Source organism: Vibrio bivalvicida, assembly GCF_001399455.2.
Taxonomy (GTDB): Bacteria; Pseudomonadota; Gammaproteobacteria; order Enterobacterales; family Vibrionaceae; genus Vibrio; species Vibrio bivalvicida.
Window position 1 is genome coordinate 123,025 of sequence record NZ_LLEI02000032.1, and the last position, 26,546, is coordinate 149,570.

23 protein-coding genes and 1 riboswitch are annotated in these 26,546 nt (G+C 44.4%); of the genes, 12 read left to right on the forward strand and 11 right to left on the reverse strand.

Features of this window, described 5'->3' with window-relative positions; genetic code table 11:
• Window positions 1–4: 4 nt before the first annotated feature.
• Both APB76_RS11445 and APB76_RS11450 read left to right on the forward strand, forming a co-directional pair.
• Window positions 5–1,876, forward strand: a complete 1,872-nt coding sequence (locus APB76_RS11445; protein WP_054961624.1) for an MFS transporter — start codon at window positions 5–7, stop codon at window positions 1,874–1,876.
• Between the two features lie 132 nt (window positions 1,877–2,008).
• Window positions 2,009–2,932, forward strand: a complete 924-nt coding sequence (locus tag APB76_RS11450) for a YeiH family protein (protein ID WP_054961623.1) — start codon at window positions 2,009–2,011, stop codon at window positions 2,930–2,932.
• Here the strand turns inward: APB76_RS11450 and APB76_RS23105 are convergent.
• From APB76_RS23105 to APB76_RS11480, 7 genes are all read right to left on the reverse strand, one after another.
• Window positions 2,929–3,105: a hypothetical protein gene (locus tag APB76_RS23105; protein ID WP_167350316.1), complete on the reverse strand. Its 177-nt coding sequence runs from the start codon at window positions 3,103–3,105 to the stop codon at window positions 2,929–2,931. The two genes, APB76_RS11450 and APB76_RS23105, sit on opposite strands and share 4 nt — an antisense overlap.
• Window positions 3,106–3,195: 90 nt before the next feature.
• Window positions 3,196–4,563 carry an o-succinylbenzoate--CoA ligase gene (gene menE / locus APB76_RS11455; protein WP_054961622.1) on the reverse strand — a complete coding sequence of 456 codons (1,368 nt, stop codon included), beginning with the start codon at window positions 4,561–4,563 and terminating at the stop codon, window positions 3,196–3,198.
• Complete coding sequence (menC, locus tag APB76_RS11460) at window positions 4,563–5,549, reverse strand: o-succinylbenzoate synthase (RefSeq protein ID WP_054961621.1); 987 nt, start codon at window positions 5,547–5,549, stop codon at window positions 4,563–4,565. The genes menE and menC overlap by 1 nt, the downstream gene beginning before the upstream one ends.
• A gap of 175 nt (window positions 5,550–5,724) precedes the next feature.
• Complete coding sequence (gene menB, locus APB76_RS11465) at window positions 5,725–6,591, reverse strand: 1,4-dihydroxy-2-naphthoyl-CoA synthase (RefSeq protein WP_054961620.1); 867 nt, start codon at window positions 6,589–6,591, stop codon at window positions 5,725–5,727.
• A gap of 41 nt (window positions 6,592–6,632) precedes the next feature.
• A complete protein-coding gene (menH, locus tag APB76_RS11470; RefSeq protein WP_054961619.1) occupies window positions 6,633–7,412 on the reverse strand; it encodes a 2-succinyl-6-hydroxy-2,4-cyclohexadiene-1-carboxylate synthase in 780 nt (259 codons plus the stop codon).
• The gene (menD, locus tag APB76_RS11475; protein WP_054961618.1) at window positions 7,402–9,132 is read right to left on the reverse strand and encodes a 2-succinyl-5-enolpyruvyl-6-hydroxy-3-cyclohexene-1-carboxylic-acid synthase; all 1,731 of its coding nucleotides are present in this window, start codon (window positions 9,130–9,132) and stop codon (window positions 7,402–7,404) included. Before menD ends, menH begins: the two co-directional genes overlap by 11 nt.
• Complete coding sequence (locus APB76_RS11480; protein WP_054961617.1) at window positions 9,133–10,440, reverse strand: isochorismate synthase; 1,308 nt, start codon at window positions 10,438–10,440, stop codon at window positions 9,133–9,135. It abuts the gene before it with no gap.
• A gap of 220 nt (window positions 10,441–10,660) precedes the next feature.
• On the opposite strand from APB76_RS11480, the gene APB76_RS11485 reads away from it, so the two are divergent.
• Together APB76_RS11485 and yfbR are read left to right on the forward strand one after the other, a co-directional pair.
• A complete protein-coding gene (locus APB76_RS11485) occupies window positions 10,661–11,875 on the forward strand; it encodes a pyridoxal phosphate-dependent aminotransferase (RefSeq protein ID WP_049843724.1) in 1,215 nt (404 codons plus the stop codon).
• Between the two features lie 69 nt (window positions 11,876–11,944).
• A complete protein-coding gene (gene yfbR / locus APB76_RS11490) occupies window positions 11,945–12,544 on the forward strand; it encodes a 5'-deoxynucleotidase (RefSeq protein ID WP_054961616.1) in 600 nt (199 codons plus the stop codon).
• Here the strand turns inward: yfbR and APB76_RS11495 are convergent.
• Window positions 12,537–13,442 carry a LysR family transcriptional regulator gene (locus APB76_RS11495; RefSeq protein WP_054961615.1) on the reverse strand — a complete coding sequence of 302 codons (906 nt, stop codon included), beginning with the start codon at window positions 13,440–13,442 and terminating at the stop codon, window positions 12,537–12,539. The genes yfbR and APB76_RS11495 overlap by 8 nt on opposite strands.
• A 122-nt stretch (window positions 13,443–13,564) precedes the next feature.
• Between APB76_RS11495 and APB76_RS11500 the strand changes: the two genes are divergently transcribed.
• From APB76_RS11500 to APB76_RS11510, 3 genes are read left to right on the forward strand one after another with little or no spacing between them, the layout of a single operon-like run.
• The gene (locus APB76_RS11500; RefSeq protein WP_054961614.1) at window positions 13,565–14,623 is read left to right on the forward strand and encodes an HlyD family secretion protein; all 1,059 of its coding nucleotides are present in this window, start codon (window positions 13,565–13,567) and stop codon (window positions 14,621–14,623) included.
• 2 nt (window positions 14,624–14,625) lie between these two features.
• Window positions 14,626–16,173 (forward strand): DHA2 family efflux MFS transporter permease subunit, encoded by a 1,548-nt coding sequence (locus APB76_RS11505; RefSeq protein ID WP_049843708.1) that lies wholly within the window; start codon window positions 14,626–14,628, stop codon window positions 16,171–16,173.
• Between the two features lie 55 nt (window positions 16,174–16,228).
• Window positions 16,229–17,545, forward strand: coding sequence for an anti-phage deoxyguanosine triphosphatase (locus tag APB76_RS11510; protein WP_054961687.1), 1,317 nt, complete (start codon window positions 16,229–16,231; stop codon window positions 17,543–17,545).
• Window positions 17,546–17,588: 43 nt separating this feature from the next.
• On the opposite strand, the gene APB76_RS11515 is transcribed toward APB76_RS11510, so the two are convergent.
• Window positions 17,589–18,602, reverse strand: coding sequence for an adenosine deaminase (locus APB76_RS11515; RefSeq protein WP_049843707.1), 1,014 nt, complete (start codon window positions 18,600–18,602; stop codon window positions 17,589–17,591).
• Window positions 18,603–18,682: 80 nt separating this feature from the next.
• A riboswitch (purine riboswitch) is annotated at window positions 18,683–18,782 on the reverse strand.
• Between the two features lie 162 nt (window positions 18,783–18,944).
• Window positions 18,945–19,553: a tRNA-uridine aminocarboxypropyltransferase gene (locus APB76_RS11520; protein WP_054961613.1), complete on the reverse strand. Its 609-nt coding sequence runs from the start codon at window positions 19,551–19,553 to the stop codon at window positions 18,945–18,947.
• Window positions 19,554–19,556: 3 nt separating this feature from the next.
• On the opposite strand from APB76_RS11520, the gene rrtA reads away from it, so the two are divergent.
• The 3 genes from rrtA to APB76_RS11535 all read left to right on the forward strand — a co-directional run bounded on the left by rrtA (window position 19,557) and on the right by APB76_RS11535 (window position 22,586).
• Entirely contained in the window at window positions 19,557–20,114 is a 558-nt protein-coding gene (gene rrtA, locus APB76_RS11525) for a rhombosortase (RefSeq protein ID WP_054961612.1), read from the forward strand.
• 93 nt (window positions 20,115–20,207) lie between these two features.
• Entirely contained in the window at window positions 20,208–21,653 is a 1,446-nt protein-coding gene (locus tag APB76_RS11530; RefSeq protein ID WP_054961611.1) for a DEAD/DEAH box helicase, read from the forward strand.
• A 219-nt stretch (window positions 21,654–21,872) separates the two neighbouring features.
• Window positions 21,873–22,586: a GntR family transcriptional regulator gene (locus APB76_RS11535; protein WP_054961610.1), complete on the forward strand. Its 714-nt coding sequence runs from the start codon at window positions 21,873–21,875 to the stop codon at window positions 22,584–22,586.
• Window positions 22,587–22,623: 37 nt separating this feature from the next.
• On the opposite strand, the gene APB76_RS11540 is transcribed toward APB76_RS11535, so the two are convergent.
• On the reverse strand, window positions 22,624–23,823 hold the full coding sequence (locus APB76_RS11540) for an enolase C-terminal domain-like protein (protein ID WP_054961686.1): 1,200 nt from the start codon (window positions 23,821–23,823) through the stop codon (window positions 22,624–22,626).
• Window positions 23,824–24,108: 285 nt separating this feature from the next.
• Between APB76_RS11540 and APB76_RS11545 the strand changes: the two genes are divergently transcribed.
• Both APB76_RS11545 and APB76_RS11550 read left to right on the forward strand, forming a co-directional pair.
• Complete coding sequence (locus APB76_RS11545; RefSeq protein ID WP_408058695.1) at window positions 24,109–25,515, forward strand: PTS transporter subunit EIIC; 1,407 nt, start codon at window positions 24,109–24,111, stop codon at window positions 25,513–25,515.
• 70 nt (window positions 25,516–25,585) lie between these two features.
• Complete coding sequence (locus tag APB76_RS11550) at window positions 25,586–26,542, forward strand: sugar kinase (RefSeq protein ID WP_054961608.1); 957 nt, start codon at window positions 25,586–25,588, stop codon at window positions 26,540–26,542.
• The last annotated feature ends 4 nt before the right edge of the window (window positions 26,543–26,546 follow it).

Genomic DNA, 26,546 nt, shown 5'->3' on the forward strand with positions numbered 1-26,546 from the left:
CTTAATGTCGAATAGCCAAACTTCTCTACTAGGGCAAAAGCGATTTCTACCCTATTTCATTACCCAGTTTTTCGGTGCATTTAACGACAACATTTTTAAAAATGTTTTATTGTTATTTGTTGCTTTCGCTGGTGCTGGCGTATTACCGATCTCTAGTAATTTGTTCATCAACTTAGCGGCAGGCTTATTCATTCTTCCCTTTTTCCTTTTCTCTGCCTCTGCTGGTGTTCTTGCTGATAAGTACGAAAAATCTTGGTTCATTCGTAAAGTAAAGCTCGCCGAGATCGGTATCATGTGCCTTGGTGCCATTGGTTTTATCACTGAAAGCTATATCATTTTGCTTATCTTACTGTTTTTGATGGGCACCCAGTCTGCGTTTTTTGGACCAGTCAAATATGCTTTGTTACCACAACAGTTAAAAGCGAATGAACTTGTTCCGGGCAACGCCTTGGTCGAAACGGGCACATTTCTCGCAATATTATTGGGAACACTTGGAGCGGGTGTCATCGCTTCAGCGGAGAGCGCTAAATATGTCGCTGCGGCCTGCGTTGTTCTATTCGCTATATTTGGTTATCTATCTAGCCGTTCAATTCCTGAAGCCCCCGCGAGCGCACCTGAGCTAGAATTTAAATGGCAACCTGTTAAACAGACGAAGAAAACCATCGCTATTGCTAAAGCGGACAAAACCATCTTCCGCTCACTAATGGCTATTAGCTGGTTTTGGTTTTTAGGCGCTGCATACCTCACTCAATTCCCAAATTTCACTAAACTGCACCTCAATGGTAGTGAAAGCGCGGTCTCTTTCTTATTGGCACTGTTTTCTGTCGGTATTGCAGTAGGCTCGTTAGCTTGCGACAAGCTTTCCAACCACCGTATCGAAGTGGGAATTGTGCCTTTAGGTAGTTTAGGTATTACTATTTTTGGCGCTTTGATGGCTATATCAGTCCCTCAGCAACTGCCTGAGTTTGCAAGCTTTAGCGAATTTGTGATGCACAAACCATTGTGGTCGTTGTTTGCTTACCTGCTTCTGCTTGGTGCTTCTGGCGGTATCTTTATTGTCCCTTTATACGCTTTAATGCAGCAGAGAGCGAAAGTGGCCGAACGAGCACAAGTCATTGCTGCACTTAATATTTACAACTCACTGTTTATGGTTGGTAGTGCCGTCTTAGGCATTGTGTGTTTAACCATCATTGAACTCTCTATTCCTCAACTTTTCTTGTTATTGGCGGTGTTAAACCTCTTGGTCGCTGGCTACTTGTTTATGCAAGTCCCTATTTTTGTGGTGCGCTTTTTGACTTGGGTCATCACCCATACAATGTACCGCGTCAGTCATAAAAATACGCAAAACTTACCTGAAAAAAACGGCGCACTGTTAGTCTGCAATCACGTTAGCTATATGGATGCATTACTGTTAAGCGCGGTGTGCCCTAGATTGATTCGCTTTGTAATGGAAGAAAAATACGCCAACTTGCCACCACTCAAACGATTCTTACAACGCGCTGGGGTCATCCCGATCTCGGCAAACAACCGACGCTCGATCATTAGCGCTTTTAATGAGGTAGAGAAGGCACTATCGGAAGGACACATTGTCTGTATCTTCCCTGAAGGTCACTTAACGTCAGATGGGGAAATGAATCAATTTATGCGTGGTATGGATATTATCCTCAAGCGGAGTCCTGTCCCTGTCATTCCTATCGCATTAAAAGGGCTATGGGGCAGTTACTTTAGCCGCTATAAAGGTGCAGCATGTAAAGGGCTACCGACTCGTTTCAGGTCTAGGCTCGAAATTGAAGTGGGCGAGCCTGTCGCGCCAGAAAGCGCTTCTACAGAAGCGATGCGCAGCAAAGTCGCAGCACTAAGAGGTGATTGGCGTTAGCCCTAGCACGCAAGAGCCATACAAGCGTTAAGTTTTTCTTAACGCTTGTTCAAATCAATCGGCTCTCTTTGTCGCTGTGAGTCAGCTAGAATACTTGCTCTTGTCTTCCTAACTTTGCTGCCCTCCCAGAAAATGAACAATATCAAAACTCAATTACCATTTTGGCTTGCACTGACTATTTGCTTCACACCATTTGTGACGTCCCCTACTGCGTTGGTTATTGGGTTCCTATTAGCGTCACTAGGCTTAGTTCCGACTCAATATAATCTTGCCAAAGTAACCAAGAAACTATTGGCCTACTCGATCGTGGGCTTAGGTTTTGGTATACAATTTGAGCAGGCGTTAGCCGTTACCTCTGATGGGATTGGCATCATTATCGCAACGATTGTTGGCACACTGGTAATTGGCTGGTGGCTAGCGAAAGCACTAGGGTTAAATAGAGAGACGGGATATCTGATTTCATCGGGTACCGCGATCTGCGGCGGTAGTGCTATTGCGGCAGTCTCTCCGGCAATCAAAGCCAACGACGAGCAAATCGGCTTATCACTTGCTACCGTATTCGTCTTAAACTCTATTGCGCTATTTATCTTCCCTGTGACTGGTCACGCACTGAATCTTGATCAGCATACTTTCGGTACGTGGGCGGCAATTGCCATTCACGATACATCGTCTGTCGTTGGTGCTGCGTCTGCCTATGGTGAGGAAGCACTTACCACAGCAACAACACTTAAGTTGGCTCGCGCATTATGGATTATTCCTGTCGCGTTAATTAGCGCGTTTCTGTTTCGCAACGATTCAAAGAAGATTACGATTCCTTACTTCATTTTATTTTACTGCGTGGCCATTGCCGTCAGTGATTTAATGCCCCAATTTGAAGCCATTTATCAGGGGGTTTTTGATATAGCGAAACGAGCACTAGTGGTATGCTTGTTCTTGATTGGGTGCGGTATTTCCGTTGAGAAGCTAAAGTCTTCCGGACCTAAGCCCCTGATTTTTGGTGTCACTCTGTGGATTCTAATCTCTACGACATCTTTAGCTTGGATAACCCTCGCTTAAGCATCTTCAGTTTTACACTGCTGCTTTTTGCGCTTGCTCGTCTTTAAGTTAAAGACAATGGCCAAAACCAACAAAAACGCAGAGAGCTCAGCTAATGATCTCGCGAGACCTTCACTTTGGATAGCGACAACAATCTGTAATATCACGCCTATCACAAGTACTGCCTTAATCATCCTTATGCCCTAACCCTTAAATATCTAGAGACATTATGAGTTAGGGTTATAAGAATACTAAATTCATATTTGGACTATGAAATTGCCAAATTAACTAAGTTGGCCCTCTAGCCACTGCTTTACTTTGTGCCTCGACACTTTTATCCCACTTTGCAACAGTTCTTCCGGCATTTTGTAGTAAGCAATTGGCCACTTCAGTTTTGTTAGCGAGCCTTTAAGATACTCTGCGATTTTCTGCTTATCAATCGTATCAGTTGTGGCAATAACGGCGATTGGTCTATGGCCAAACTCGCTGTCTTCTATAGGTACAATCACAGATTGATTTATGAATGGAAGTTTGTTCAGGGCCTCTTCGATCTCTTCACAATGGATGTTTTCACCACCAGAGATAAACAAATTGTCTGCGCGGCCAATAATCTTCAGTTCCTGATCAAGCATCTCGCCGAGATCTTTACTGTCAAACCAACCGTCTTCAGTTATTGGAGTGAGTTTTCCTTGAACATAATAGCCAGCAGCTAAAGTTTTACCTCCAATAAAGATCCTTTGCCCTTTCAAGCGTAATTTACGTTTGGGAAGCAACTCTCCAGCACTGGATTGAGCATCAATGCGTTTTGCTGTAACTGTTGATGCAGCTTCTGTCATTCCGTAACCAAGCCATGTTTCGATGCCAAGTTTTTCAGCTTGCTTACTAAGCTCCACCGGTACATGACTGCCACCTAGCAATACATGACTAAGCGACAACTTCACTTCATTATCGAGAAGCCTCTTAAGTTGGGTAGAGACTAAAGAGGCGTGGGTGACTCCCTGAATATCTTCAGCCAATTCCCCTTTGCCCATTTTCAAGCTTGCACCACTGAACAGCCAGCGATAGATAATCGCCAATCCAGAGACATGGTACATAGGTAGGCTCAGTAACCAGGTATCTCCTCGTTTAAACTTAAAGCGCTGCAACAAACCTTGAGCGGAAGCCAAATGCTGCTTAGAGGTATGAGCTACCGCTTTAGGCAAGCCCGTAGAACCAGACGTAAATATGATAGAAGCCAGCGCGTCAGTATTAAAGGAGGCATAATCAGTTCGGTTGTTTGATAACTTCAGCTCAATATTTTGGTAGTTGTAAAGGTGCGGAATATCACTAGAGAGCCACACTTTAGCCTCACTCGGCTTCGAATATAAAGTGCTGAGTTTTTGTTGAAATTCTGTCTCTGTTTGCGGCATGGTGATGGCGCAAATCGCCTCTAGCTCGAGACAGGCCAAATAAACCAAGATGAGTTCAGGGCTATTTTTGCCAACACAAGTCAATACACTGTCCGTTCCAATACCTTGGCTTGCCAGTGAGTTAGCCACCTGCTCGACCACAGTTGTTAGCTCAGCCCATGTGTAACTTTCTGAAGGTGTAGACAGAGCAAATAAAGATGGGCTCGATTGAGCCCATTGACGTAGTGGTGATAAGTGACCCATTACGCCTGCCAGATTAAAGCCTGATCAGACAAACGAGCTATTGGAAGGTCACAGCCAGGCCACGCGACTTCTAGTTGCTGAGCAAAGAGGCCGACCGTATCAAGGCCCGGCACTTCGTCAGGTAACTGCCAATGAGCCAGTCTTGCTAGCTGAGTTAAGCCTAGGCTCGACTCAATACTCGAACTAATTACCGCCTTTATCCCAAGTGATTTCGCTTTGTCTATCAACTCGATACTGCGCTCCACTGATCCAATCAAAGTGGGTTTGACCACGATCGCTTTAGCACCGTTGAGGTCTTCTAGCTTAAACTCCTCTTTGCGGATAGCATGTTGCAGTGTTTCATCCCAAGCTATGGCAATGCCCGTATTAATGGCGAAAGAGAAGCTGTCTCCCGGAGATTGACAAGGCTCTTCGATAAAAGCAATCCGACCACGTAGCGATGGGGCAATCTTCTTCGCGAATTGCTGCGCTTTCTCTGCTGTCCACGCTCGGTTTGCATCCAAACGCAAGGTCAAGTCAGGAATCGACTCTAAGAACAGGCTGACCAGCATCCCATCACGAATGGGCTCATATAGGCCAACTTTTATTTTCGCAACCTTATTGCCTGTCATCGCGTTTAGCTTAGGTAGCAACTCATCTGGATCCCCCGAACACAATGGCGCAGCTTGAAAACAGCCTTGTTGTGGAAGTTGCTTATTCAGCTCTAAGCTAGCCATTGACAAGCCGAATGCGACAGATGGGTACAGCTCATCAAAATTGAGTGTTTGGCCTTGTTGCCACAACGCCAGTTGCTCGATCAATTGCGAGTAAACATCTTCCATTGTCTCAATACTAAAACCAGGTAGGGGCGCAATTTCACCTCGACCAATTTCACCATCAAGAACCAGCTCAACGACAAATCCCTCTCTCTGCTTGAGCTTTTGTTCACGCAGTATCACGCCACTGTCCATCGGCAATTCATAGCGATACAGTTTGGCTGATCTCATAGCAATATCCCTTTCTTTATTGATATAAATGTAGCTTGTGTTGGATATTTCACCCATTTGTACGTTGATATCTAAGCTGTAGCCTCAAGAATAAAGAGAGGACGCAGAATATAGAAACCTATATGAGCACCCTCGAAACAGTCATTGATGCCAACGCGACAATATAAACAACAAATTAAGGGTTACGTGGGAACTTATTAAAGTCAGGACGACGCTTCTCATTAAACGCATTACGGCCTTCTTGACCTTCTTCCGTCATGTAGAACATCATGGTTGCGTTACCTGCAAGCTCCTGAAGACCAGCTTGGCCGTCACAGTCGGCATTCAGCGCCGCTTTTAGACAGCGTAGTGCCATTGGGCTGTGCTGGAGAGTTTCACGGCACCAGCGAACCGTTTCTTTCTCTAGTTCTTCGACGGGAACAGCCGTGTTAACTAACCCCATATCGAGAGCCTCTTGCGCATCATAGAATCGGCATAAGAACCAGATTTCGCGTGCCTTCTTCTGACCAACAATACGAGCCATGTAAGAAGCACCCCAGCCACCATCAAATGAGCCTACTTTAGGTCCTGTTTGACCAAATTGTGCGTTTTCAGCCGCGATGGTTAAGTCACACATCATATGTAGAACGTGACCACCACCTACAGCCCAACCTGCAACCGAAGCAATCACTGGCTTTGGACATGTACGAATTTGACGCTGGAAATCAAGAACATTTAAGTGGTGGGTACCCGAATCATCTTGGTAGCCTCCGTAGTCACCACGAATCTTCTGATCACCGCCAGAACAGAATGCTTTCTCACCTAAACCAGTAAGGATTATGACGCCAACCCCTTCATCATAACGCGCGTCTGTCAGCGCATTGATCATTTCTTTGACGGTTTGTGGGCGGAATGCGTTACGAACTTGAGGGCGAGCGATAGTAATCTTAGCGATTCCATCTTCTGATTTGTGGTACTGAATATCTTCATATTCACCTGTGCAGTCATTCCAGTTAACTGGAGCGTATAGTTCTTCTTCTGAGATACCGACTGTTTTTGCCATGGTGATTCCTAGTTTATTTACTTATTGGCTCAACTGACTACCTAGCGAAAAGTATTTAGCTGAGTTTTTACAATCGTTGCGAAAGCTTGTGGCTGTTCAACATGAACATTGTGCCCTGCCCCCGCAACCTGGCTAAAAGACAAACAGCTTTGTTTGGCCAACTGACTAAACTTATTGTCTCTATCGCCACATATATAATGAGTCTCGACACCCGACTGTTTCAAAGCATCGAGTAGATAATCTTGTTTAGCGAGCGATGTCGCTTCTAGCATGTTTGCTACCGATGAGCCTAGATTAGCACTCCGTTTATCAATCAGTTTTTGTCTTTGCTCATGATTTAGCGAACTAAACACGGGCTGCTGATACCAGTCGCTTAATACCTGTTCAATAGACTCGTTGCGAAAGCGATTCGCCCACTGGTTATCACTTTGCCATCTTTGCTGCTTCTCTGCTTCACTCTTCAATCCGAAATTGCCGCCTTCGACAATAATTGACTGAATATTGAGAGAAGAAAAGTAACCATTAGCAACTCCAGTCATTACAATACGCCCCCCCATCGAGTAGCCAACCAATACTATAGGCTTATGTGGCGTCACATAAGTAAGAAGAGTGTCAGATATTTGATCGCAGCAGTGTCTAAAGTTGCAACAAGATTCTAATGCACTGAGTCCATGTCCTGGTAAATCTAATGAAATAGTAGGAAAATTGGATAAATAGACTTGAGTAGCTTGCCAATCCGAACCAGAACCGAGCAAACCGTGTAAAAATACAATTACCGGGCCCGCATGGTTTAGATTTAAACTTGAATGACTATAAAGCATGAACTTGTTGGATAAATTCTTTTAATTGAGATGATGCCTGGTCAGGAGGTGTTTGCACTTCAACAAGCAGCGCCCCTTGACCGTCGACTAAATGGTCATTCACTAACTGGTGAAAATGAGCCAAAGTTTCAGGCTTGTTGTAGCCTAGCTTGAACTGTTTTGCTGCAAACTCAAAATCATAGCCGTGCGGCATTTGATAGAGTGATTGTTTTTGCTGCGCTGGTACAGGTAACAAATCAAAAATTGCACCACCATCGTTATTGGTCACCACAACCACCACGGGTGTTTTTTCGTGGGTGAGTAGCGCGAGCGAGTTAACATCATAAAGCAAAGAAGTATCACCGATATAAATCACAGTCGGCACTTTCTTGGCACGTACAACCCCAGAAGCGGTCGCAATTAATCCATCAATCCCCGATGCCCCGCGATTGCTGTATACAGCATAGCCGTCATGGTTGCTAAACATATCCACCAAGCGCACAAATAGGCTATTGCCTAAAAAAACCTGCGCTTGGTTCGGCAGTTGATTCACGCTTAGCGCCAGCGCAATCTCATCTAATTTCGAATCGGTATTGAGATGAAGTGCGGCTAAATCGGCTACCTGTTGAGATAACTCAGTAAGCTCATTAGCCCAGCCCGATTCACTGTTCATTAACGGCGGAAAAGACTCGATACAGGTATGCAACCAAGACTCAATTTCAGCAATATGGTGAGTTTGTATTAAGTGCGCTTGGTTGTTTCTATCTACGCTTGGAGAAAGATAATGATACTCAGCACCAAACTGTTCGACCTGTTGAATAAGCCACTGATTCAAACGCTTTGAAACAATCCTTGAGCCGATTTGCAGGATCAACTCGCACTGATTGAATCGCCCTGAGCGCAGAGGGTTTTGCAGCCATAAATCATAGTGAGCCCAAGCAGAGTTGACTCCAGACTGAGGATCACACAAGAGAGGCCATCCCAATTTTTCGGCTAACTGCTTGGCCAGTCGCGCTTCAATTAGCGTGACACTGCCTAGTACAATCGCCCCTTTCATATCAGCAAAGTCGCTAAAATGTAGCTGTGGTTTGCCCAAGTTAGAAAACTGTCGTGTATAGGTTGTATTGCCGTTCCACCAGCGAGAAACAGAATCAAGGTAGCCTTGATAGATAGACTTAGCTTGAGTGCTATACAAAGGCTCTGGGAACGGACAATTGATATGTATCGCTCCCCCCAATCTTGACTGGCTGTGCATCACTTTATCTACCGATGTGAGCAGCCACTTCAAAGGCGTACTCAAAGCAGGGCTTGGAAGTTCGAGTACTTCGCTGATATGAGAAGAAAAGATCCCTGATTGGTTGATGGCTTGATTGGCACCACAGTCAATCAATTCCACTGGTCTGTCTGCAGTTAATACCACCAGTTTTTCACCTGTTAGCTTAGCTTCTGCAATCGCGGGCAATAAGTTTGCTACTGCCGTGCCAGAAGTCACCACCACGGCCACAGGTTTACAACTGGCTTTCGCCAACCCAAGCGCAAGAAAGCCTAAACCACGTTCATCAAAATGGGTATGCAGATTCAAATGTGGGTTTTCAGCTGCTTCTAAGGTCAGTGGTGTTGAGCGGGAACCGGGTGCAATACATACGTCAGTCACACCAAAGCGCGATAGCTCTTCAAAAAGGGTTTGGCACCAGATGCGATTTACAACTGCTTGCTCAATTGAGTATGAACCGCCACTCATCTACGAAGCTACTCCCAATGGAGGGTTATCTGAAATCAAAGACAGTAACGTTGACATCTTTTTGTCTAGCTCTTGCCATTCATACTCTGCCACTGAACCAGGAACAATTCCTGCCCCAGCAAAGAGCTGCACTTGATCGTTGAGTACCAAAGCGCTACGGATAGCAACGCAAAACTCGGCGCGTTGCTGGCTGATGAAACCCATAGAGCCAGCATACCAGCCGCGAGCAAACGGTTCATTTTTCTGGATAAATGCCATCGACTCTTCACGAGGTAAACCCGCCACGGCGGCTGTGGGTTGTAAAGCGCTAAGTAACTGGACCCCATTGACTCCTTTACGAAGGTGAGCATGAATGCTGCGCTTTAAATGCTGTACTTTGCGTAAGCGGACTAACCTCGCCTCTTGCTCGACTTCAACATGTTCCGAATGCGGGGTTAAGCGATCAATAATATCGTCGACAACATATTGGTTTTCATTGAGATTCTTAACGTCATTAGAAAGCCAGTTGGCCAACTCCATATCTTGGCTTGCATTAATACCTCGCCCTATCGTACCTGCAAGAGCTTCGGTATAAAGTTCTTGCCCTTGGCGAGCATACAGACGCTCTGGCGTAGAGCCCAAAAAGCTGTGTTTCTTATCTAACGAGAGCAAGAAGTGAAAACTGTGATGATTTTGCAGATAACTCGCTTTCAATAACTGAGATGCACAAAGAGGCCTATCTAGGTTCACCTCGGTTTTACGCGCTAGTACCACTTTCTTAAATTCATCGTTTTTGATACCAGTTAGCACTTTGTCAACCAACTGTGACCATTGCCCTTTTTCTGGAGTATGTTGAATCGTTTCTATATGCGAAGAGACTGGTAGTATCGGCGAGACTTCTAACTGCAGTTTATACAAGCTTGCCAAAGTACGATGCTTTTCGGCATTGAGATTCACCGCCAGTGACCACCGCTCATCAAAACGAATTAGCTCAATTTGCGGTAGGAAGAAAAATGAGGACATGCAACGGCGGTTCTTGCCCGTATGACCGTCAAAGGATCGCCCTCCCCAAATACGCTGGTCTTCGGCCAAAATCGTATAAGCCGGTGCTGGCTCAACAAAAGTATGCAGTTGGCCAAGTGCCACAACCTCTTCTCGGGTATCGCGCGATTGCCAATAAAACTTGGGGAATAGTGGCTGCGCTTCCAACCAGTCGATAAATGCAAAGTCAGGTTTTTCCTCAAGAACTTGAACCAGACGGTTTACACCATCTTCTGCTTCCTTTACGCGTTCGATAAGTTCAGTTACGGCTTGATGAAAGTATGACAAATCAGCCTCGTATGCATGGGGACTATTATTTCATTATATGTCGCTACTCTATTTATAGACCTTACTCAAATCAAGGTTGAAACCAATGTTTTGCAAAATCCTGTGATAACGGGCGTGCTACAAGCCTTTAAATGTTGTTATCTAATCAGATTTTTATTCTAAAGAACCTCTTTTTAAGGTACTTTAATAAAGAAATTAAATAATATTTAGGTTTTAATCAATGCAAAATATCGGGATGTCGTCAAAACTCGACAATGTCTGCTATGACATTAGGGGTCCTGTACTCAAACATGCTAAGCGCATGGAGGAAGAGGGGCATAAAATACTGAAGCTGAACATTGGTAACCCCGCCCCATTTGGCTTCGACGCCCCTGACGAAATTCTGGTTGATGTAATCCGTAACCTGCCAACATCTCAAGGTTACTGCGATTCAAAAGGCATTTACTCAGCTCGTAAAGCGGTAGTTCAACACTATCAACGTAAAGGTATTCGCTCTCTTGATGTAGAGGATGTGTACGTGGGTAACGGTGCGTCAGAGTTAATTGTCATGGCCATGCAAGCCTTGCTAAATAACGGCGACGAGATGCTTGTCCCAGCACCTGACTACCCACTCTGGACCGCGTCTGTTGCCTTGTCTGGTGGTAAAGCCGTTCACTACATGTGTGACGAAGAATCCGACTGGTACCCAGACCTAGATGACATAAGAAAGAAGATCACGCCAAAGACCCGCGGTATTGTGCTGATCAACCCGAACAACCCAACAGGAGCGGTCTATAGCCGCGACTTCTTGCTTGAGGTGATCGAAATTGCTCGCCAGCACAAGCTGATTATATTCGCTGACGAAATTTACGATAAGGTACTTTACGATGGTGCCACGCACACCTCAGTGGCAACCTTAACTGAAGATGTGCTGGTCGTCACTTTTAACGGCCTGTCAAAAGCTTACCGTGTTTGTGGTTTCCGCGGTGGTTGGATGTTTCTTACCGGGCCTAAGCATCAAGCTCAAGGGTACATCAACGGTCTTGATATGCTCTCTTCAATGCGCTTATGTGCCAACGTTCCAATGCAACATGCAATTCAAACTGCACTGGGTGGCTATCAAAGTATCAATGAACTGATCTTGCCTGGTGGCCGTTTGTTGGAACAGCGTGATAAAGCCTTTGAGCTGATTAACCAGATCCCTGGCGTCTCTTGTGTCAAACCAAAAGGTGCAATGTATCTGTTCCCGAAAATCGACACTAAGATGTACAACATCAAGGACGATCAGAAAATGGTGCTCGATTTCTTAATTCAAGAAAAAGTGCTGCTTGTTCAAGGTACTGGCTTCAACTGGCCAAAACCCGATCACTTCCGCATTGTGACTTTGCCACATGTTGAGGATTTAGAAATGGCAATTGGCCGCTTTGAACGCTTCTTATCAACCTATAGTCAGTAGTAATTAGCGCTGAACTTTCATATGCTTAAAGGACACTCACCGAGTGTCCTTTTTGTTTAGGGGGTACAAATGCCAAACACCAATCCAAAGGAAAGTCACTTTTTTGCTCACTTGGCTCGCATGAAACTGATTCAGCGCTGGCCGTTGATGCGATCGATATCGACCGAGAACATCTCGGAACATAGCTTACAAGTCGCATTTGTAGCTCACGCTTTAGCCGTTATCAAAAACAAAAAATTTGACGGAAACTTAAACCCTGAAAGAATAGCGATTCTCGGTATGTACCACGACACCAGTGAAGTTTTAACAGGTGACTTACCGACTCCAGTCAAATACTACAACCCAGAGATCGCTAAAGAGTATAAAAAGATTGAAGCAGCAGCGGAGCAAAAGTTGCTTTCGATGCTGCCGGAAGAGTTTCGAGACGATTTTGCACCGTATCTAGTCTCTCAGTGTGCCCACACAGAAGATGCGGCAATCGTTAAACAAGCAGATACCATCTGTGCTTATTTGAAATGTCTTGAAGAGCTGAGTGCGGGAAACCACGAATATGCATTAGCTAAAAAGCGCCTAGATGTCACTTTAAAAGAACGTCAAACACCAGAGATGGCGTATTTCCTCACCACCTTTGCGCCAAGCTTTGAACTTTCGTTAGATGAGATTAGTTAGTACGTGGGTGCTCTTTATGGAAAGCATCAAGCAGGTAATCAATGAACACTTTTTTACGCTTTGGCATTAATCGCCTATCGGCATACACCAGACTAACACTCACTTCCGGCATAATGTAATCAGGTAAAAGTCGCACTAATCGGCCACTATTAAGGTGCTCTAAGCAAATAAATTCTGGCAACACAGATATCCCTAATCCATCAATACATGCGTTCAAGCACGACGTGATGGTATTAACCCTAAGCTGATACGGTAAGTCAATTTGATAGGATACGTCTTCTAAACCAAGGTGCCATTTAGGAAAACGAGCACCTTTGTTAGAGACTTCAACAAGCTGATGTGGCGGTTTCAGATCATGATGGCTATCAATCTGGCCGAACTTTTCAATGTACTCAGGGCTAGCAACCAAAATACGTGTTGAAGAAGCAAGATACCTTGATACCAAGCTTGAATCTGCCAACTCACCAATTTGCGCATACAGATCAATACCCTCTGCGATGATATCCACTTCACGATTGGTTAACTCTAAGTTTAAAGTGACATGGGGATGATCTGCTAAAAATCGATGAATGTGCTTACTTAATACTTGCTGGCCTAGTTCGACAGGAAAAACGACATTCAGTGGACCTCTGATCAAATCTTGGTTGGCACTCACTTCAAGCTCAGCTTGGTTAAGAAGCTCAAGCATTTGCTGGCTAGATTGATAAAAGCGCTCTCCCTCAGGGGTGATCACTAAACTACGGGTTGAACGAGTGATCAACCTCACACCTAAATGCCGCTCTAAGTCGGCTAACTTTCGACTGACCGTAGACTTAGTCATACTCAACGACTCTGCAGCTTGGGTAAAACTTCCGCACTCAACCACTTGTACAAACACGTTTATCGCGTTTAAGTCCATCGATTATTCCCTCCAGGCATTAGATCAATCTGTGCAACAGTGTTTTCATTTTTTTCTATCTTATCAACCAATCCATTTCCTTTACAATTTGTTACACCCTTATTTCCCCAACGAGAATTACTATGACCAAAAACCACAACGCCCAAGCCAAGCCGCGCAAACGTAACAAAACCCCTTTAATTGCAACAGCGTTCATGCTGTCGCTTGGCTTGCTAGGCGGTGGTTACTGGCTCACTTACGGTCAATATTTTGAGTCTACTGATAATGCTTACCTACAAGGCGACATCACTAGTATCAGCCCAAAAGTTTCTGGCTATATTGCCCAGTCTTACATCACGGATAACCAAGCCGTCAAACAGGGAGACCTTTTGGTGCGGATTGACGACCGCGATTTTCAAGCGGCATTAGAGCAAGCCAAAGCTCATCTAGTCGTTGCCGAAGCGAGTGAAGGCAACCTCGTTGCTCAGCAAAAGTTACAACGCAGCCAAATTCATCAAGCTGAAAGCCGTGTTGATTCTGCACAAGCCGAATATGACCGTGCCATTCAACAAGTGGCACGCTCACGAAGCCTATTAAAACGCGACTATGCTTCTCAAGATGAAGTCGACAGTATGCTCGCTCAACAAAAAGTCACGATGGCAGCACTCGAAGAAGCAAAAGCAAGCTTGGTGGCAGCAAACGATCAACTCAATGTTATCGCCAGCGAAATAGAGCAAGCAAGAGCTTCGGTCACAGAAGCGCAAGCCGGGCTAAAACAAGCCCAATTAAATTTAGATTACACCAAAGTTTATGCCCCAACTGACGGCATTATAGGTAAACGCAGTGTTCGTGAAGGTTTGTTAGTTCAGTCTGGCGCACCATTGATGAGTTTAGTACCTAATAACTCAGTATGGATAGAAGCGAACTTCAAAGAAACTCAGCTCAGTGGTATTCACAAAGGGCAGAAAGTCGCAGTGGAACTTGATGCTTTCCCTGGAGAACCACTTGAGGGGGTAGTTGAGAGTTTTTCTCCTGCCACCGGAGCCAAGTTTGCTCTTCTACCACCAGAGAATGCAACGGGCAACTTCACTAAAATCGTTCAACGTGTACCCGTAAAAATTATCATTCCTGATGCTAAAGAGCTTAAAGGGCGTTTACTCCCTGGTTTATCTGTTGTCGCTACTATTGATACCCGAGGCTAACCATGGCAAATACTGCTGTTAGCCCAACGATTGAAGAGCAACAAGTCCCAACCCGTCACTGGATAGCTCTGTTTGGTGGTCTTATCGGTGCGTTTATGGCAATCCTGGACATCCAGATCACCAACTCTTCACTGAAAGATATTCAAGGAGCGCTCTCTGCGACTTTAGACGAAAGTTCTTGGATCTCGACGTCTTATCTTGTGGCTGAAATGATCGCGATTCCACTCAGTGGCTGGCTATCCAAAGCGTTGGGGAAGCGCCGTTATCTGACTTGGACAACCGCGATGTTTACGCTCTCTTCGCTGTTGTGTTCCTTCTCGTGGAACATGACCTCGATGATCGTATTCCGCGCAATGCAAGGCTTTAGTGGTGGCGCTTTGATCCCCCTAGCCTTTTCATTGGTCATACAGCTTTTGCCACTTAATAAACGTGCAGTAGGCATGGCTTTATTTGGTATTACTGCTACTTTTGCCCCGTCTATTGGCCCTACTTTTGGTGGCTGGTTGACGGAAAACCTATCTTGGCACTACATCTTCTATATAAATATCCCACCAGCTTTCTTAGTGATTGCTATGATTCGCTATGGTTTGGATGACGAGCCGCTACAATTAGCCACACTGAAAAAGGCCGATTGGTTCGGTATTGCCACCATGGCGCTTGGCTTGGGCTGCTTAGAAGTGGTACTGGAAGAAGGCAATCGTGAAGAGTGGTTCAGCTCTCGCTTTATTATTACCTTGAGCATCATCTCCGCTGTGAGCTTGGTCTACTTTGTGATTAACGAACTGCAGCACAAAAAACCATTGGTCAACTTGCGATTACTCCGCGATGGGCAGTTTGCCATGTCTTGTCTCGCTTATCTGATCCTAGGGATGGCACTTCTTGGCTCCATCTATGTATTGCCGATGTATCTGACTCAGATTCAACAATATAACGCGATGGAGATTGGAGAAGTCTTGATGTGGATGGGCTTTCCACAGCTGTTAATTTTTCCACTCGTACCTAAGTTAACCCAAATTATTAAGCCCAAGTACTTGGTCACGTTCGGCTTTGCCATGTTTGGCTTAAGTTGTTACGTCAACACTCATATGACGGTTGATTTTGGTGGTCAGCAGTTGATTTTATCTATGGTACTACGCGCCATTGGCAGCCCATTTATTATGGTGCCGCTGTCTTTAGTGGCAATGAAAAACATCGCCAAGCATGATACACCCGACGCCTCTACCTTAACTAACGTTATGCGCAACCTAGGAGGAGCTTTCAGCATCGCTGTTATCGCTACCCTACTTGATAACAAAACGCGCGAGCATCTCGCTCATATTAAGGAGTCTCTACCCACTGTTAGTCAATTAGGTTGGGAAACCCTTCATCAAAAGCAAAGCTTCTTTATCCAGGCGGGCAGTGATGCCGCAACAGCAATGCAGCAAGCTCAAGCCAGTTTGGTTGCTACAATGCAAAGAGACGCAGCGATTATGGCCTACAATGATGTGTTCTTGATGATGACCAGCTTTCTTGCTGTCGCTGCGATACTGATTCTTACTATGCGTGACTAGCCTTGCAGTCACTAGCGTATACGTGTACGGTAAGAAAAAACAGGGGATGCAGCCTATGACGTTTAAAATCAGTGATTTATGGCATGAACGCCACGATGATGAACATAAGATTCGTCGCGATGACCATCGCAGCCCATATCAAAGAGATCGCGCGCGCATCCTTCACTCTGCAGCGTTTCGTCGTTTGCAGGCTAAAACTCAAGTGCATGGCAATAGCTTTGACGACTTCCATCGTACCCGCCTGACTCACTCACTTGAAGCCGCACAATTAGGTACGGGAATTGTTGCTCAGTTGAAAAAGAAACAACCTGAGTTCAGGGACTTACTACCCAGTGATAGCCTAATTGACTCTTTATGTCTTGCCCACGACATTGGTCATCCGCCCTATGGTCACGGCGGTGAAGTCGCTCTCAATTATATGATGCGTGATCACGGTGGTTTCGAAGGCAATGCCCAAACATTTCGCATAGTCACCAAGCTAGAGCCGTATACCGAACAGTTCGGAATGAACCTCACACGTCGCACTTTACTCGGACTCATCAAGTACCCAGCCATGATTAGCCAAACACGCGCTGCTCATGTACCAGAAAGTGTTTCTCACCAGCGCAGACTGAGAGCAAAAGACTGGTCACCCGCTAAGGGGCTTTATGACTGTGATAAAACGCTGTTTGACTGGGTGGTAGAACCATTGTGTGAGCAAGATAGATTACTGTTCAGTCAGATGCGGGCTGAAAGTATCAGCGACAGGCAACATAGCAAAACGCGCTATAAGTCGATTGATTGTTCGATTATGGAACTGGCGGACGATATCGCTTATGGGGTACACGATCTTGAAGATGCCATTGTCCTGGGTATGGTTAATCGCCAGCAGTGGATTGAAGGTGCTTCTAGCCATTTATCTGAGTGTGGCGATGCTTGGTTTGAAAAGCATATTGCCTCGATCACCGAGATGCTCTTTTCAGGCACTCATTATCAACGTAAGGATGCGATCGGCGGCATGGTTAACGCACTACTGACCAGTATTTCGATTAAACCGATTGATGCCCCTTTCCAGAGCGAAATACTAGCCTTTAATGCGGTACTTGAACCTACTATGGCTAAAGCGCTCGATGTGTTGAAAAAGTTCGTCAGCGACTATGTGATTCAAGTGCCCCACGTTCAAGTGGTAGAATACAAAGGTCAGCAGATCATTATGGATATTTTCGAAGCACTCAGTGCCGATCCCGAGCGCTTACTACCAATTAATGTGCGTCAGGAATGGTTGGAAAAAGAGACCAGAAGCGGAGGATTCCGAGTCATTGCTGACTACATATCTTCAATGACCGATGGGCATGCTCAAAGGCTCCACCAGCAGCTATTCTCTTCCAATTAAATATTAATCAGGCGCTCAGATAAGCGCCTGATTGGTTGACCCATTAACAAACAGAACTTATAAAATCTCCCAGCCTTTCTCTAAGTTTCTGCTTATTTTCATCACTAATAAAGCTGGCTGAAATAGCATTGCGAGTAAATTTAGCCAGCTCTTCATTGGTGAGTGAATGAGCCTCGGCTACCGCTAGAAAATTATCCGTCATATAGCCGCCAAAGTACGCAGGGTCATCAGAGTTGATGGTGACGCAAATGCCTCGTCTTAGTAATTCAACAATGTTATGTTGGTGCATATCCTCAAATACTTTGAGCTTAGTATTGGATAATGGGCATACCGTTAATGGCATCTGACTTTGAGCTAAAGCGTACAGCAAGTTTTCATCGTCTGAACATCTTACTCCGTGATCAATACGGCTCACCTTCAATAGCTCTAGGCTGTCATAGATATTACTGACCGGCCCCTCTTCCCCTGCATGAGCCACGGTTAAGAACCCTTCTTCTAATGCCTTGGCAAATACGCGAGCAAACTTCTCTGGCGGATGACCTAATTCTGACGAATCTAATCCGACCGCAACAATCTTGTCTTTGTATTCCAGAGCCTGAAACAGGGTATCAAAAGCACTCTCTTCGTCTAAGTGACGCAGGAAACACATGATAATCTGACTGGTAATACCTAGTTGTTCGCGGCCATCTTCTAGTGCACGGTGAATACCGTTAATCACTGTATCAAAAGCAATCCCTCTATCAGTATGGGTTTGCGGGTCAAAGAAGATCTCGCTGTGAATGACATTGTCTTTCTGACAACGTAACAAATAGGCCCAAGTCAGATCGTAGAAATCCTGCTCGTGGATAAGAACATTCGCACCCTGATAATAGATATCGAGGAAAGATTGTAGATTGGTAAATTGGTATGCGGCTGTTACTTCTTCTGGCGTAGTAAAAGGCAAAGAGATCTGATTGCGCTGAGCGAGTTTAAACATCATCTCCGGCTCAAGTGAGCCTTCAATATGCAAATGCAGTTCAACTTTAGGTAATTGCTGAATAAAAAGGGGTTGGTTCATGCTTGTCTCTCCATTCGTATAGATTGAGTTCTAACAAGCGCTTTTCTCTAGAGAAACAGAAGGCATACAAAGAGAAAAGCGCCGTGCACTTAACTCTTCGTAATCTGAAATTTTCGGTTTCAGGTAGAGACTCCCGCACCCTATCTGCGGGATTATACGAAGCATCGCCTAACCAAAAGCTAAACGATTGCGCGGCATTGTACTTGGTTGTACCAATTCCATTGATTATCTGTACGTCAAATTAATGGTTTTGATTCTAAAGCACTGATTAACAACATCGCACTTGGATCAAGTTTAGTTGCTAAATTTGACTTTGCCGCATATTCCTCGTGTACCTTTGCGTTACGGGCGGTAGTTCTTTTCAAATACACCCGGTGGCATTTGTTTAATTTGGAACTCAACCATTTGATTAAATGTATCAATCAACGCTGAGAAATCTCGGTGAGGTTCGAGTAGAGTTAAAATATGGTAGCCGGCCTCAACCGTCGAGAGGCTGTTATCGCTCGGCGCTTTACGAATGCGGTAGTTGCCTTGTAAGTCATCAGGTAAGTGTATAAGCGGCAAACGGTGCAAGTTGGTTGATAACTGCCACATTTTGTAAGCTTTCTTCCAAGTTCCATCTAATAGGATCACGCGCACCTTTTGCTGAGCCGATAACTTTACGGCGACTTCGCTATGGCTGAGAGAACCTTCACCTGGATAAAGCACAAAGTGGTGGTAACTGCTGTCACTGAGCAACCTGTTCAACTCATCATGAGTAGAAAAATTTTCTCCTTCAAAGCAATGGCTGTTTGCCAATGACAACTTTAATATTCTCGCTGTGCCCATCGGCCTATTGCTTTCACTGTGATGTTGTAGGATGACCAACTCAACATTCGATGTTAGGCTTTGTATCCACTCACAAATACAAGCTTTGAGTGATTTTCCACATTGAGAACAGTATCGGGACATAGTGTGCGCTTATTATTTCTGTTAATCGCTATCAGCTTAGTTTGTCTAGGCCTTCAATTCGAACCTTTAGCATCGCAAGTCAATTGGCACCGCTACTTTATTCTTGAAGGCCAGTGGTGGCGAATCCTAACAGGAAATTTCACTCATACCAACTTCGCCCACTTAGGAATGAACCTAGCAGGACTGTGGGTGATAAGCTACATATTTAAGCCAACTCCCAGGTTACTTCTTGTGTGTCTAGTTTTCATTGGCCTTGCCGTTGGGGTTCTTAATTTTCTCAGTAGTATGAAAGGCTATGTCGGTCTTTCAGGTGTCTTACACGGTTTATTTGCTTACTTTGCCCTACAAGAAACCTTGAATGGCAGAAAGAGTAGTTGGCTGTTGGTGGTTGGCGTGATGGCTAAAGTCATCTGGGAATTGACCATGGGCGCTTCAAGCTCCACTAGCGAATTAATCAACGCCCGTGTTGCAGTAGAATCACATCTATTTGGTATGCTTTCTGGTTTTATCTTTGCCGCCTTATATTTTTTCACTCGCCGTCAGTGGCTAACAAATAAATAATTAAGTTGATGTTACAAGCTAAAGGGCGCAGAATGGCGCCCTTTTTCTCGTCGAATTAATTTGCCGAGAGCCACTTTACACAGAGAACAGTATATGGGTTTTACCTCTTTAGGCCTTTCTGCCCCAATCCTCAAAGCTATTGAAGAACAAGGCTATGACACACCGTCTCCAATTCAGGAGCAAGCAATTCCTGCAGTATTAGCAGGTAAAGATGTCATGGCAGCAGCGCAGACGGGTACAGGTAAAACCGCAGGCTTCACGCTGCCAATTCTTGAGCGGCTAGACAATGGTCAACGCGTAAAAGGCAATCATGTTCGCGCTTTGGTATTAACACCAACACGTGAGCTTGCCGCTCAGGTTCAGGAGAACGTATTTAAATACAGTCGCCACCAACGCCTTACCTCTCAGGTCGTCTTTGGTGGGGTTAAAGTGAACCCACAAATGATGAAGCTGCGTAAAGGTTGTGATGTGTTGGTCGCGACTCCTGGTCGCTTGCTTGATCTATACCAACAGAACGCGATTAAGTTTGACCAGCTTGAAGTACTCGTACTGGATGAAGCCGATCGCATGTTAGATATGGGTTTTATTCGCGACATCCGCAAGATTCTTGATTTACTGCCAGCAAAGCGCCAAAACCTGCTGTTCTCGGCAACCTTTTCAGCAGAGATCCGTCAGCTAGCGAAAGGGTTAGTTAATGACCCGGTCGAAGTATCTGTGAGTCCTGAAAACTCAACCGCAGTGACGATTGAGCAAAGCATCTACCCTGCTGACAAGCGTAAGAAAGCACCAATGCTAGCCAAACTCATCAAAGATGGTAACTGGCAACAAACGCTGGTTTTCTGTCGAACAAAGCATGGTGCAAACCGCTTAGCTTTCTTCCTTAACAAAGAAGGCATTACTGCCGCACCTATTCATGGTAACAAAAGCCAAGGTGCACGTACTCGTGCATTGGCCGATTTTAAATCAGGCGATGTTCGTGTGTTAGTTGCCACCGATATTGCCGCGCGCGGTATTGATATTCCTCAGCTTCCGCAAGTGGTAAACTACGAACTGCCTAATGTCTCTGAAGACTATGTGCACCGCATTGGCCGTACTGGCCGCGCTGGTGAAGTGGGTAAAGCCATCTCTCTGGTTGAAGCAGATGAAGCCTTTGACCTATTTGGTATTGAGCGTCTAATCCAGCAAGTGCTACCTCGTATAGAACTCGAAGGTTACAAGCCAGTTAATGAACTACCTGAATCTAAGCTTGATACTCGCCCTATTAAGCCAAAGAAGCCTAAGAAGCCGAAAAAACCAAAAGTAGGCCACGTCGATGGCCAGCGTTCTGGCGATAACTCGCGTGGCAATAAGCCAGCAAGTAAGAACAAACGTCACTTTGGTCATAGTAAACCAAATGGTGATGATAAAGGTAATGGTGGTCAGGCTAAACGTAAACCTTCGGGTGGAAAACCCAAAGCTGGTAATGCAGGTGGCAACAACCAACAACGCCGTAAATCTGCAAATCGTAAGCCTAGCGGCTCACAGTCAAAAGCTCAGTAGCGACATATATGCCAGCCCCACTCAATGTGGGGCTTGTTATATAAAACTGGTTCTTCATAACTCCCACGTCACTTTCATCGGCTCTAGATATAGCAACCAAGTACAACTAGAGTTGATTAAATAGTTGAATGTTATCAAAGTCTCTATAAATAACGTTTAATTAGGTTACAATTAACCAGTAAAGTAGTGGCATTAAAAAAATAATTAAGTCTAATTATTATGAAGAAATACGAAGATCTAGTTCAAGACATAGTGAGTAAAGTTTGCCAAGGAGTTATTTCTGTAAAGCTTCCTTCAGAAAGGGATTTAGCAGAGAAATATGAGCTATCTAGATTTTCAGTGAGAAAAGCGCTCGCCAAACTTGAAGCAATCGGCATCGTAAAATCAAAAGTAGGTTCTGGTTACTTCGTTAACACCTCTATAATTGGCTCACCTCTTATATATAATTCAGTGACCGAGAATAAGTTTGGTGAAATTTCTTATAAAAAAATAAAACTTAATAGGAGATTACCCACCCCACATGAAATGCAAGTATTCTCTATAGAAGATGATGAGTATCTTTGGCATATAAAACGGTTACGTTTAATTCAAGGTAAAGTAATTCAGGTAGAGGAAACTCGTCTACCTGTTCGTATTATCCCTAAAGTTGATGACGCAATTATCGAAAGCTCTTTGCAGAAATATGTCCTATCGCTTGGGCTAGAAATAGAGAGTTACTTAACGACCTACCGAGCTATCAATTTATCCAAAGAAGACTCTGACCTGTTAAGTTGTAAACGTTCAAGCTCAGCAATGAACATTACTAATCGCGGATTCTTGAAATCAGGCGAAGTGTTCGTAGTAAGCGACATTATCGACATTGATTATCAATGCACATATCACACTCAGTTTAACTCTGAGAGTTTGAATTATCGAGATAAAAATGACCGCTAATAGCGGTCATTTCTTATCTAATTAAATGATATTTCTCTTACGGTGTATGAATCGTACCATCAGGTAGACGGCTTTGTGTCCATTCATGCGGACGGTAAGTTACCGGGAAGTCCTTCGCTGCTTCTTGGTTCATTTCAACACCAATACCAGCTACTTCAGATGCATACAGATAACCATTGATTGGCTCGGCAGCATTGGGGAAAGCCGCTTGAGTGTTAAGCTTATATTCAACATGTTCTTGAATTGCAGCGTTATGTAAGTGAACATTTAAATGGGTATTCACTGCTGCACCAATCGGCGTCATATCTGGTGGACAATGCCAAGCGATACGAACTCCAAAGCTTTGACATAAATGGCCAAGTTTCAGAGCTGGCGTAATACCTCCAATCTGAGAAACATGACAGCGTATGAAGTCAATACGACGATTAATGATCAGTTGTTTCCACTCTTCTGGGTTGTTAAATAACTCACCTAACGCCAGAGATGTACTGGTTTGGCTACGAATATTGTCTAACCACTCTGTTTGGTTGGGTGGCAGGATGTCTTCGATGAAGTACGGTTTGTACTTTTCAACCTCTTTCGCAAATTGAATCGCTTGATTTGGAAACAATCGTTCATGAACGTCATGGAGAATGTGGAACTGATGGCCATACTTTTCACGCAGGCTCTTAAACATCCCAATCGTATTTTCCATGTACTGGTCTTGGTCGTAGTAAGACCCTTCTCTTGGGTCGTTTGCTGTGTGGATATTCTCCGGCACACCACCATAAAAACCTAACTGACAACGAATATGCTTGTAGCCTTGTTCAAGGTATTTTTCTACCTGTTCATATAAGCCTTCCATAGTATCGCTGGTTGCGTGAGTATATACCTGAATTCCATCTCGAGCCTTACCACCAAATAATTGGTGCAATGGCATATTAGCTAGTTTAGCTTTAATGTCCCATAGTGCCATATCCACACCAGAAATAGCATTATTTATAACTGGTCCGTTACGCCAATAAGCATTAACCATCATCATTTGCCATAGGTCTTCAATATTATTGGCATCCCTTCCAACTAATAGTGGTTTAAGATATTCGTCAACCATTGTCTTTACAGCTAATGGACGTTGTTGGAAAGTTGCGCAACCATAACCCATTATACCCGACTCTGTTTCAACGATAACAGTGATCAGGTTATGTCTATCAGGTTTGGTAATCACGCACTCAATATTTGAAATGATATTTTTATTCACTTTAAAACTAGCTCTGGTCAACAGGATTCATTTTATATAAACGTGAAAAAGTGCAGATTTCAAGGGGTAAATTATACTGAAAATTAACTGGTTCGTTCCTGTTTTGAATTCTCTGATTAAAACGTACCAATTGCTGAAAAACAGCCAAAATTAATTTTTTAGCTGCTTTAACGTGACACTTATCACTATTTTGTCGATTGGATTAAACTGCTCAGTCGCTAAGATGAGCGCAGTAAATGAGCAGACAGCACATAGGAAAGTATGATGCAATTGACAGAAACCAACATGACTCTTGGCGATAATACGCTAGAAAAAGCAGACAGCTTTAGCATGAAACTACAAGAATTGGTCGCTGCACTTGGCGGCAACGAAAACATCTCAAACATTACCCATTGTATGACTCGCCTACGCTTTAAGTTGGTTGATGATTCAAAGGCAAACAAAGAAAAACTTGAATCCATCCAAGGTGTTAAGGGAGTTGTTCTAGCACAAGGACAAACTCAGGTCATCATTGGTGTTGATGTAGAAAAATGGTATCTCGCACTTTCTGGTGCAAGCACTGCGCCTGACGAAGCAGAGATCGAACAAGAGAAAGGTAAGCTATTTCAAAATGCCATGCGCATCGTAGCCGGAATCTTTGGCCCAGTGGTTCCTGCTATCGCTGGTGCCGGAATGTTAATGGGCTTGCTATCGGGGCTTATTGCAACCAATGTCATTTCTGAATCTTCTGACACGGTGTTTTTCTTCAGATCCATCTCTGTTGCCGTTTTCTTCTTCTTGCCTATGTTGGTATCTTTCTCTGCAGCGAAAGTATTTAAGGTCAATGAATACATAGCACTTGCTGTTGCTGCTGCCATGATGTCACCAAAACTACTGGAAAAAGCGACGCAGCTAACAGAAATAGGGAGCAAAGCAGAGCTTAATGTGTTCGGCATGCTGCCTATTGAACTGCTTAACTACGGCGGCGCTATTGTCCCTGCCATTCTGGCGATTTGGGTTCTATCAAAAATAACCCCTATGGTCGACAAACTTGTACCAGCTTCTGCTAAGCCTGTATTTACGCCACTGCTTGCCTTTACAGTGACTTCAACTCTTGTCTTATCAGTCGTTGCTCCAGCAGGCATGTGGCTTAGTAATGGTGCTGGCTGGGTTGTGAGTTCCCTACTGGAAGTCTCACCTACGCTTACTGGCTTTGTATTTGGCTTAACTCGACCAATCACCATTGTATTCGGTATTCACCACAGCATGACGCCAATCAGCTTGAACAATTTCGCGTTGTACGGCAAAGATCTACTCATGCCAATCATGTGTCTTGGCAACCTCGCTATTGCTGGAGCCACTATGGCTATCTGGTACAAACAACGCAAAACAGCAACGAAAGAGCAATCTTCGATCACGGCCGGCTCGGGTATCACTGCGATTCTCGGTATTACAGAACCCGCTCTATTCGGTGTTTTAACCAAATACACCAAAGCTCTGTTCATGGCGAGTTTAGCAGCGGGTATCTTTGGCGCTATTTCTGTGACGATTGATACTCACTTAACCAGCTACATTCTATCGTCTGTATTTAGCTTGCCTGCTTACCTAGCAGGTGGTACCCAAAACTTCATTCAAGCGATTGTCGGTGTATGTGGTGTATTCGCCTTATCTTTCGCTTTAACTATGATGTTCGTTCGCTTAGACAAAAAGTAGTCGCTTCAAGTCACCATCAGGTCTGCCTCCTATACAAGCAGACCTGATGCGCTTTATAAGAATTAATACTATGAAGACAATCGCAATCATTGGCGAATGTATGATTGAACTCAATGGAAAGCCGTTTAGTCATATGCAACAAACGTTCGGTGGAGACACACTCAATGCCGCCGTTTATCTTTGCCGAAGCCATCAAGGCTTGGAGCCTGCTCCAACAGTACAATATGTCACTGCGCTCGGAAGTGATCCATTGAGCAAGGAGATGAAAGCTCGATGGGAACATGAAGGTATAGACACTAGTTTGGTCCTAACAGACAACAACCATTCTCCTGGGCTATATCTGATTCAACTGGATGACAAGGGAGAAAGAACATTTCTGTATTGGCGTGATCAGTCTGCAGCAAAATATCTATTTCAGCACCAAGAGTTTTCTATTGTTCGACAATCACTTAAGTTAGCTGATATGGTAATGATAAGTGGTATAAGCTTAGCTATATTGCCAACTCAAGATAGGCAGCAGATGATTCAACTGCTGAATGAGCTTAGAGCGTCTGGCACTGAAGTTGTGTTTGACAGTAACTACCGCCCTTCATTGTGGCCAAGTGATGAACACTCAACCGTTAGGTCTATCTATCAATCGATGTATCAAGCCACAGATCTCGCCTTAGTCACTTTTGATGATGAGAAACTCATCTGGGGAGATACAACGCCACTAGAAACTATTGCTCGCTTAGAGTCTCTTGGTATCAAAACTGTGGTGGTAAAGCTTGGACCTAAAGGCTGTTTAGTTTCAGAGTTCGGCGTTTATGAACCATATCAGGTTGAAACGACTTTAATTGAAAACGTCGTCGATACTACCTCTGCCGGAGACTCATTTAATGGTGGCTTCCTTGCAGCTTACCTTGAAGATGGAGATGTTAAACGCGCCTGCCACAATGGTAATCAACTTGCTGGAGAAGTCATTCAGCATAAAGGCGCTATCATTTCTAAATCACATACGAATACCGCAAAGAAAAACTTTAGATAGGAAT

Bases quoted from the DNA above. Each gene is read 5' to 3' on its own strand.
- menH (WP_054961619.1), bottom strand. From the start codon at position 7,412: ATGCTTTATAGTCATTCAAGTTTAAATCTAAACCATGCGGGCCCGGTA.
- APB76_RS11500 (WP_054961614.1), top strand. From the start codon at position 13,565: ATGACCAAAAACCACAACGCCCAAGCCAAGCCGCGCAAACGTAACAAA.
- APB76_RS11520 (WP_054961613.1), bottom strand. From the start codon at position 19,553: ATGTCCCGATACTGTTCTCAATGTGGAAAATCACTCAAAGCTTGTATT.
- APB76_RS23105 (WP_167350316.1), bottom strand. From the start codon at position 3,105: ATGATTAAGGCAGTACTTGTGATAGGCGTGATATTACAGATTGTTGTC.
- APB76_RS11505 (WP_049843708.1), top strand. From the start codon at position 14,626: ATGGCAAATACTGCTGTTAGCCCAACGATTGAAGAGCAACAAGTCCCA.
- APB76_RS11535 (WP_054961610.1), top strand. From the start codon at position 21,873: ATGAAGAAATACGAAGATCTAGTTCAAGACATAGTGAGTAAAGTTTGC.
- APB76_RS11495 (WP_054961615.1), bottom strand. From the start codon at position 13,442: ATGGACTTAAACGCGATAAACGTGTTTGTACAAGTGGTTGAGTGCGGA.
- APB76_RS11550 (WP_054961608.1), top strand. From the start codon at position 25,586: ATGAAGACAATCGCAATCATTGGCGAATGTATGATTGAACTCAATGGA.
- APB76_RS11510 (WP_054961687.1), top strand. From the start codon at position 16,229: ATGACGTTTAAAATCAGTGATTTATGGCATGAACGCCACGATGATGAA.
- APB76_RS11485 (WP_049843724.1), top strand. From the start codon at position 10,661: ATGCAAAATATCGGGATGTCGTCAAAACTCGACAATGTCTGCTATGAC.
- yfbR (WP_054961616.1), top strand. From the start codon at position 11,945: ATGCCAAACACCAATCCAAAGGAAAGTCACTTTTTTGCTCACTTGGCT.
- APB76_RS11450 (WP_054961623.1), top strand. From the start codon at position 2,009: ATGAACAATATCAAAACTCAATTACCATTTTGGCTTGCACTGACTATT.
- menB (WP_054961620.1), bottom strand. From the start codon at position 6,591: ATGGCAAAAACAGTCGGTATCTCAGAAGAAGAACTATACGCTCCAGTT.
- APB76_RS11445 (WP_054961624.1), top strand. From the start codon at position 5: ATGTCGAATAGCCAAACTTCTCTACTAGGGCAAAAGCGATTTCTACCC.
- menC (WP_054961621.1), bottom strand. From the start codon at position 5,549: ATGAGATCAGCCAAACTGTATCGCTATGAATTGCCGATGGACAGTGGC.
- menE (WP_054961622.1), bottom strand. From the start codon at position 4,563: ATGGGTCACTTATCACCACTACGTCAATGGGCTCAATCGAGCCCATCT.
- APB76_RS11530 (WP_054961611.1), top strand. From the start codon at position 20,208: ATGGGTTTTACCTCTTTAGGCCTTTCTGCCCCAATCCTCAAAGCTATT.
- APB76_RS11515 (WP_049843707.1), bottom strand. From the start codon at position 18,602: ATGAACCAACCCCTTTTTATTCAGCAATTACCTAAAGTTGAACTGCAT.
- menD (WP_054961618.1), bottom strand. From the start codon at position 9,132: ATGAGTGGCGGTTCATACTCAATTGAGCAAGCAGTTGTAAATCGCATC.
- APB76_RS11545 (WP_408058695.1), top strand. From the start codon at position 24,109: ATGACTCTTGGCGATAATACGCTAGAAAAAGCAGACAGCTTTAGCATG.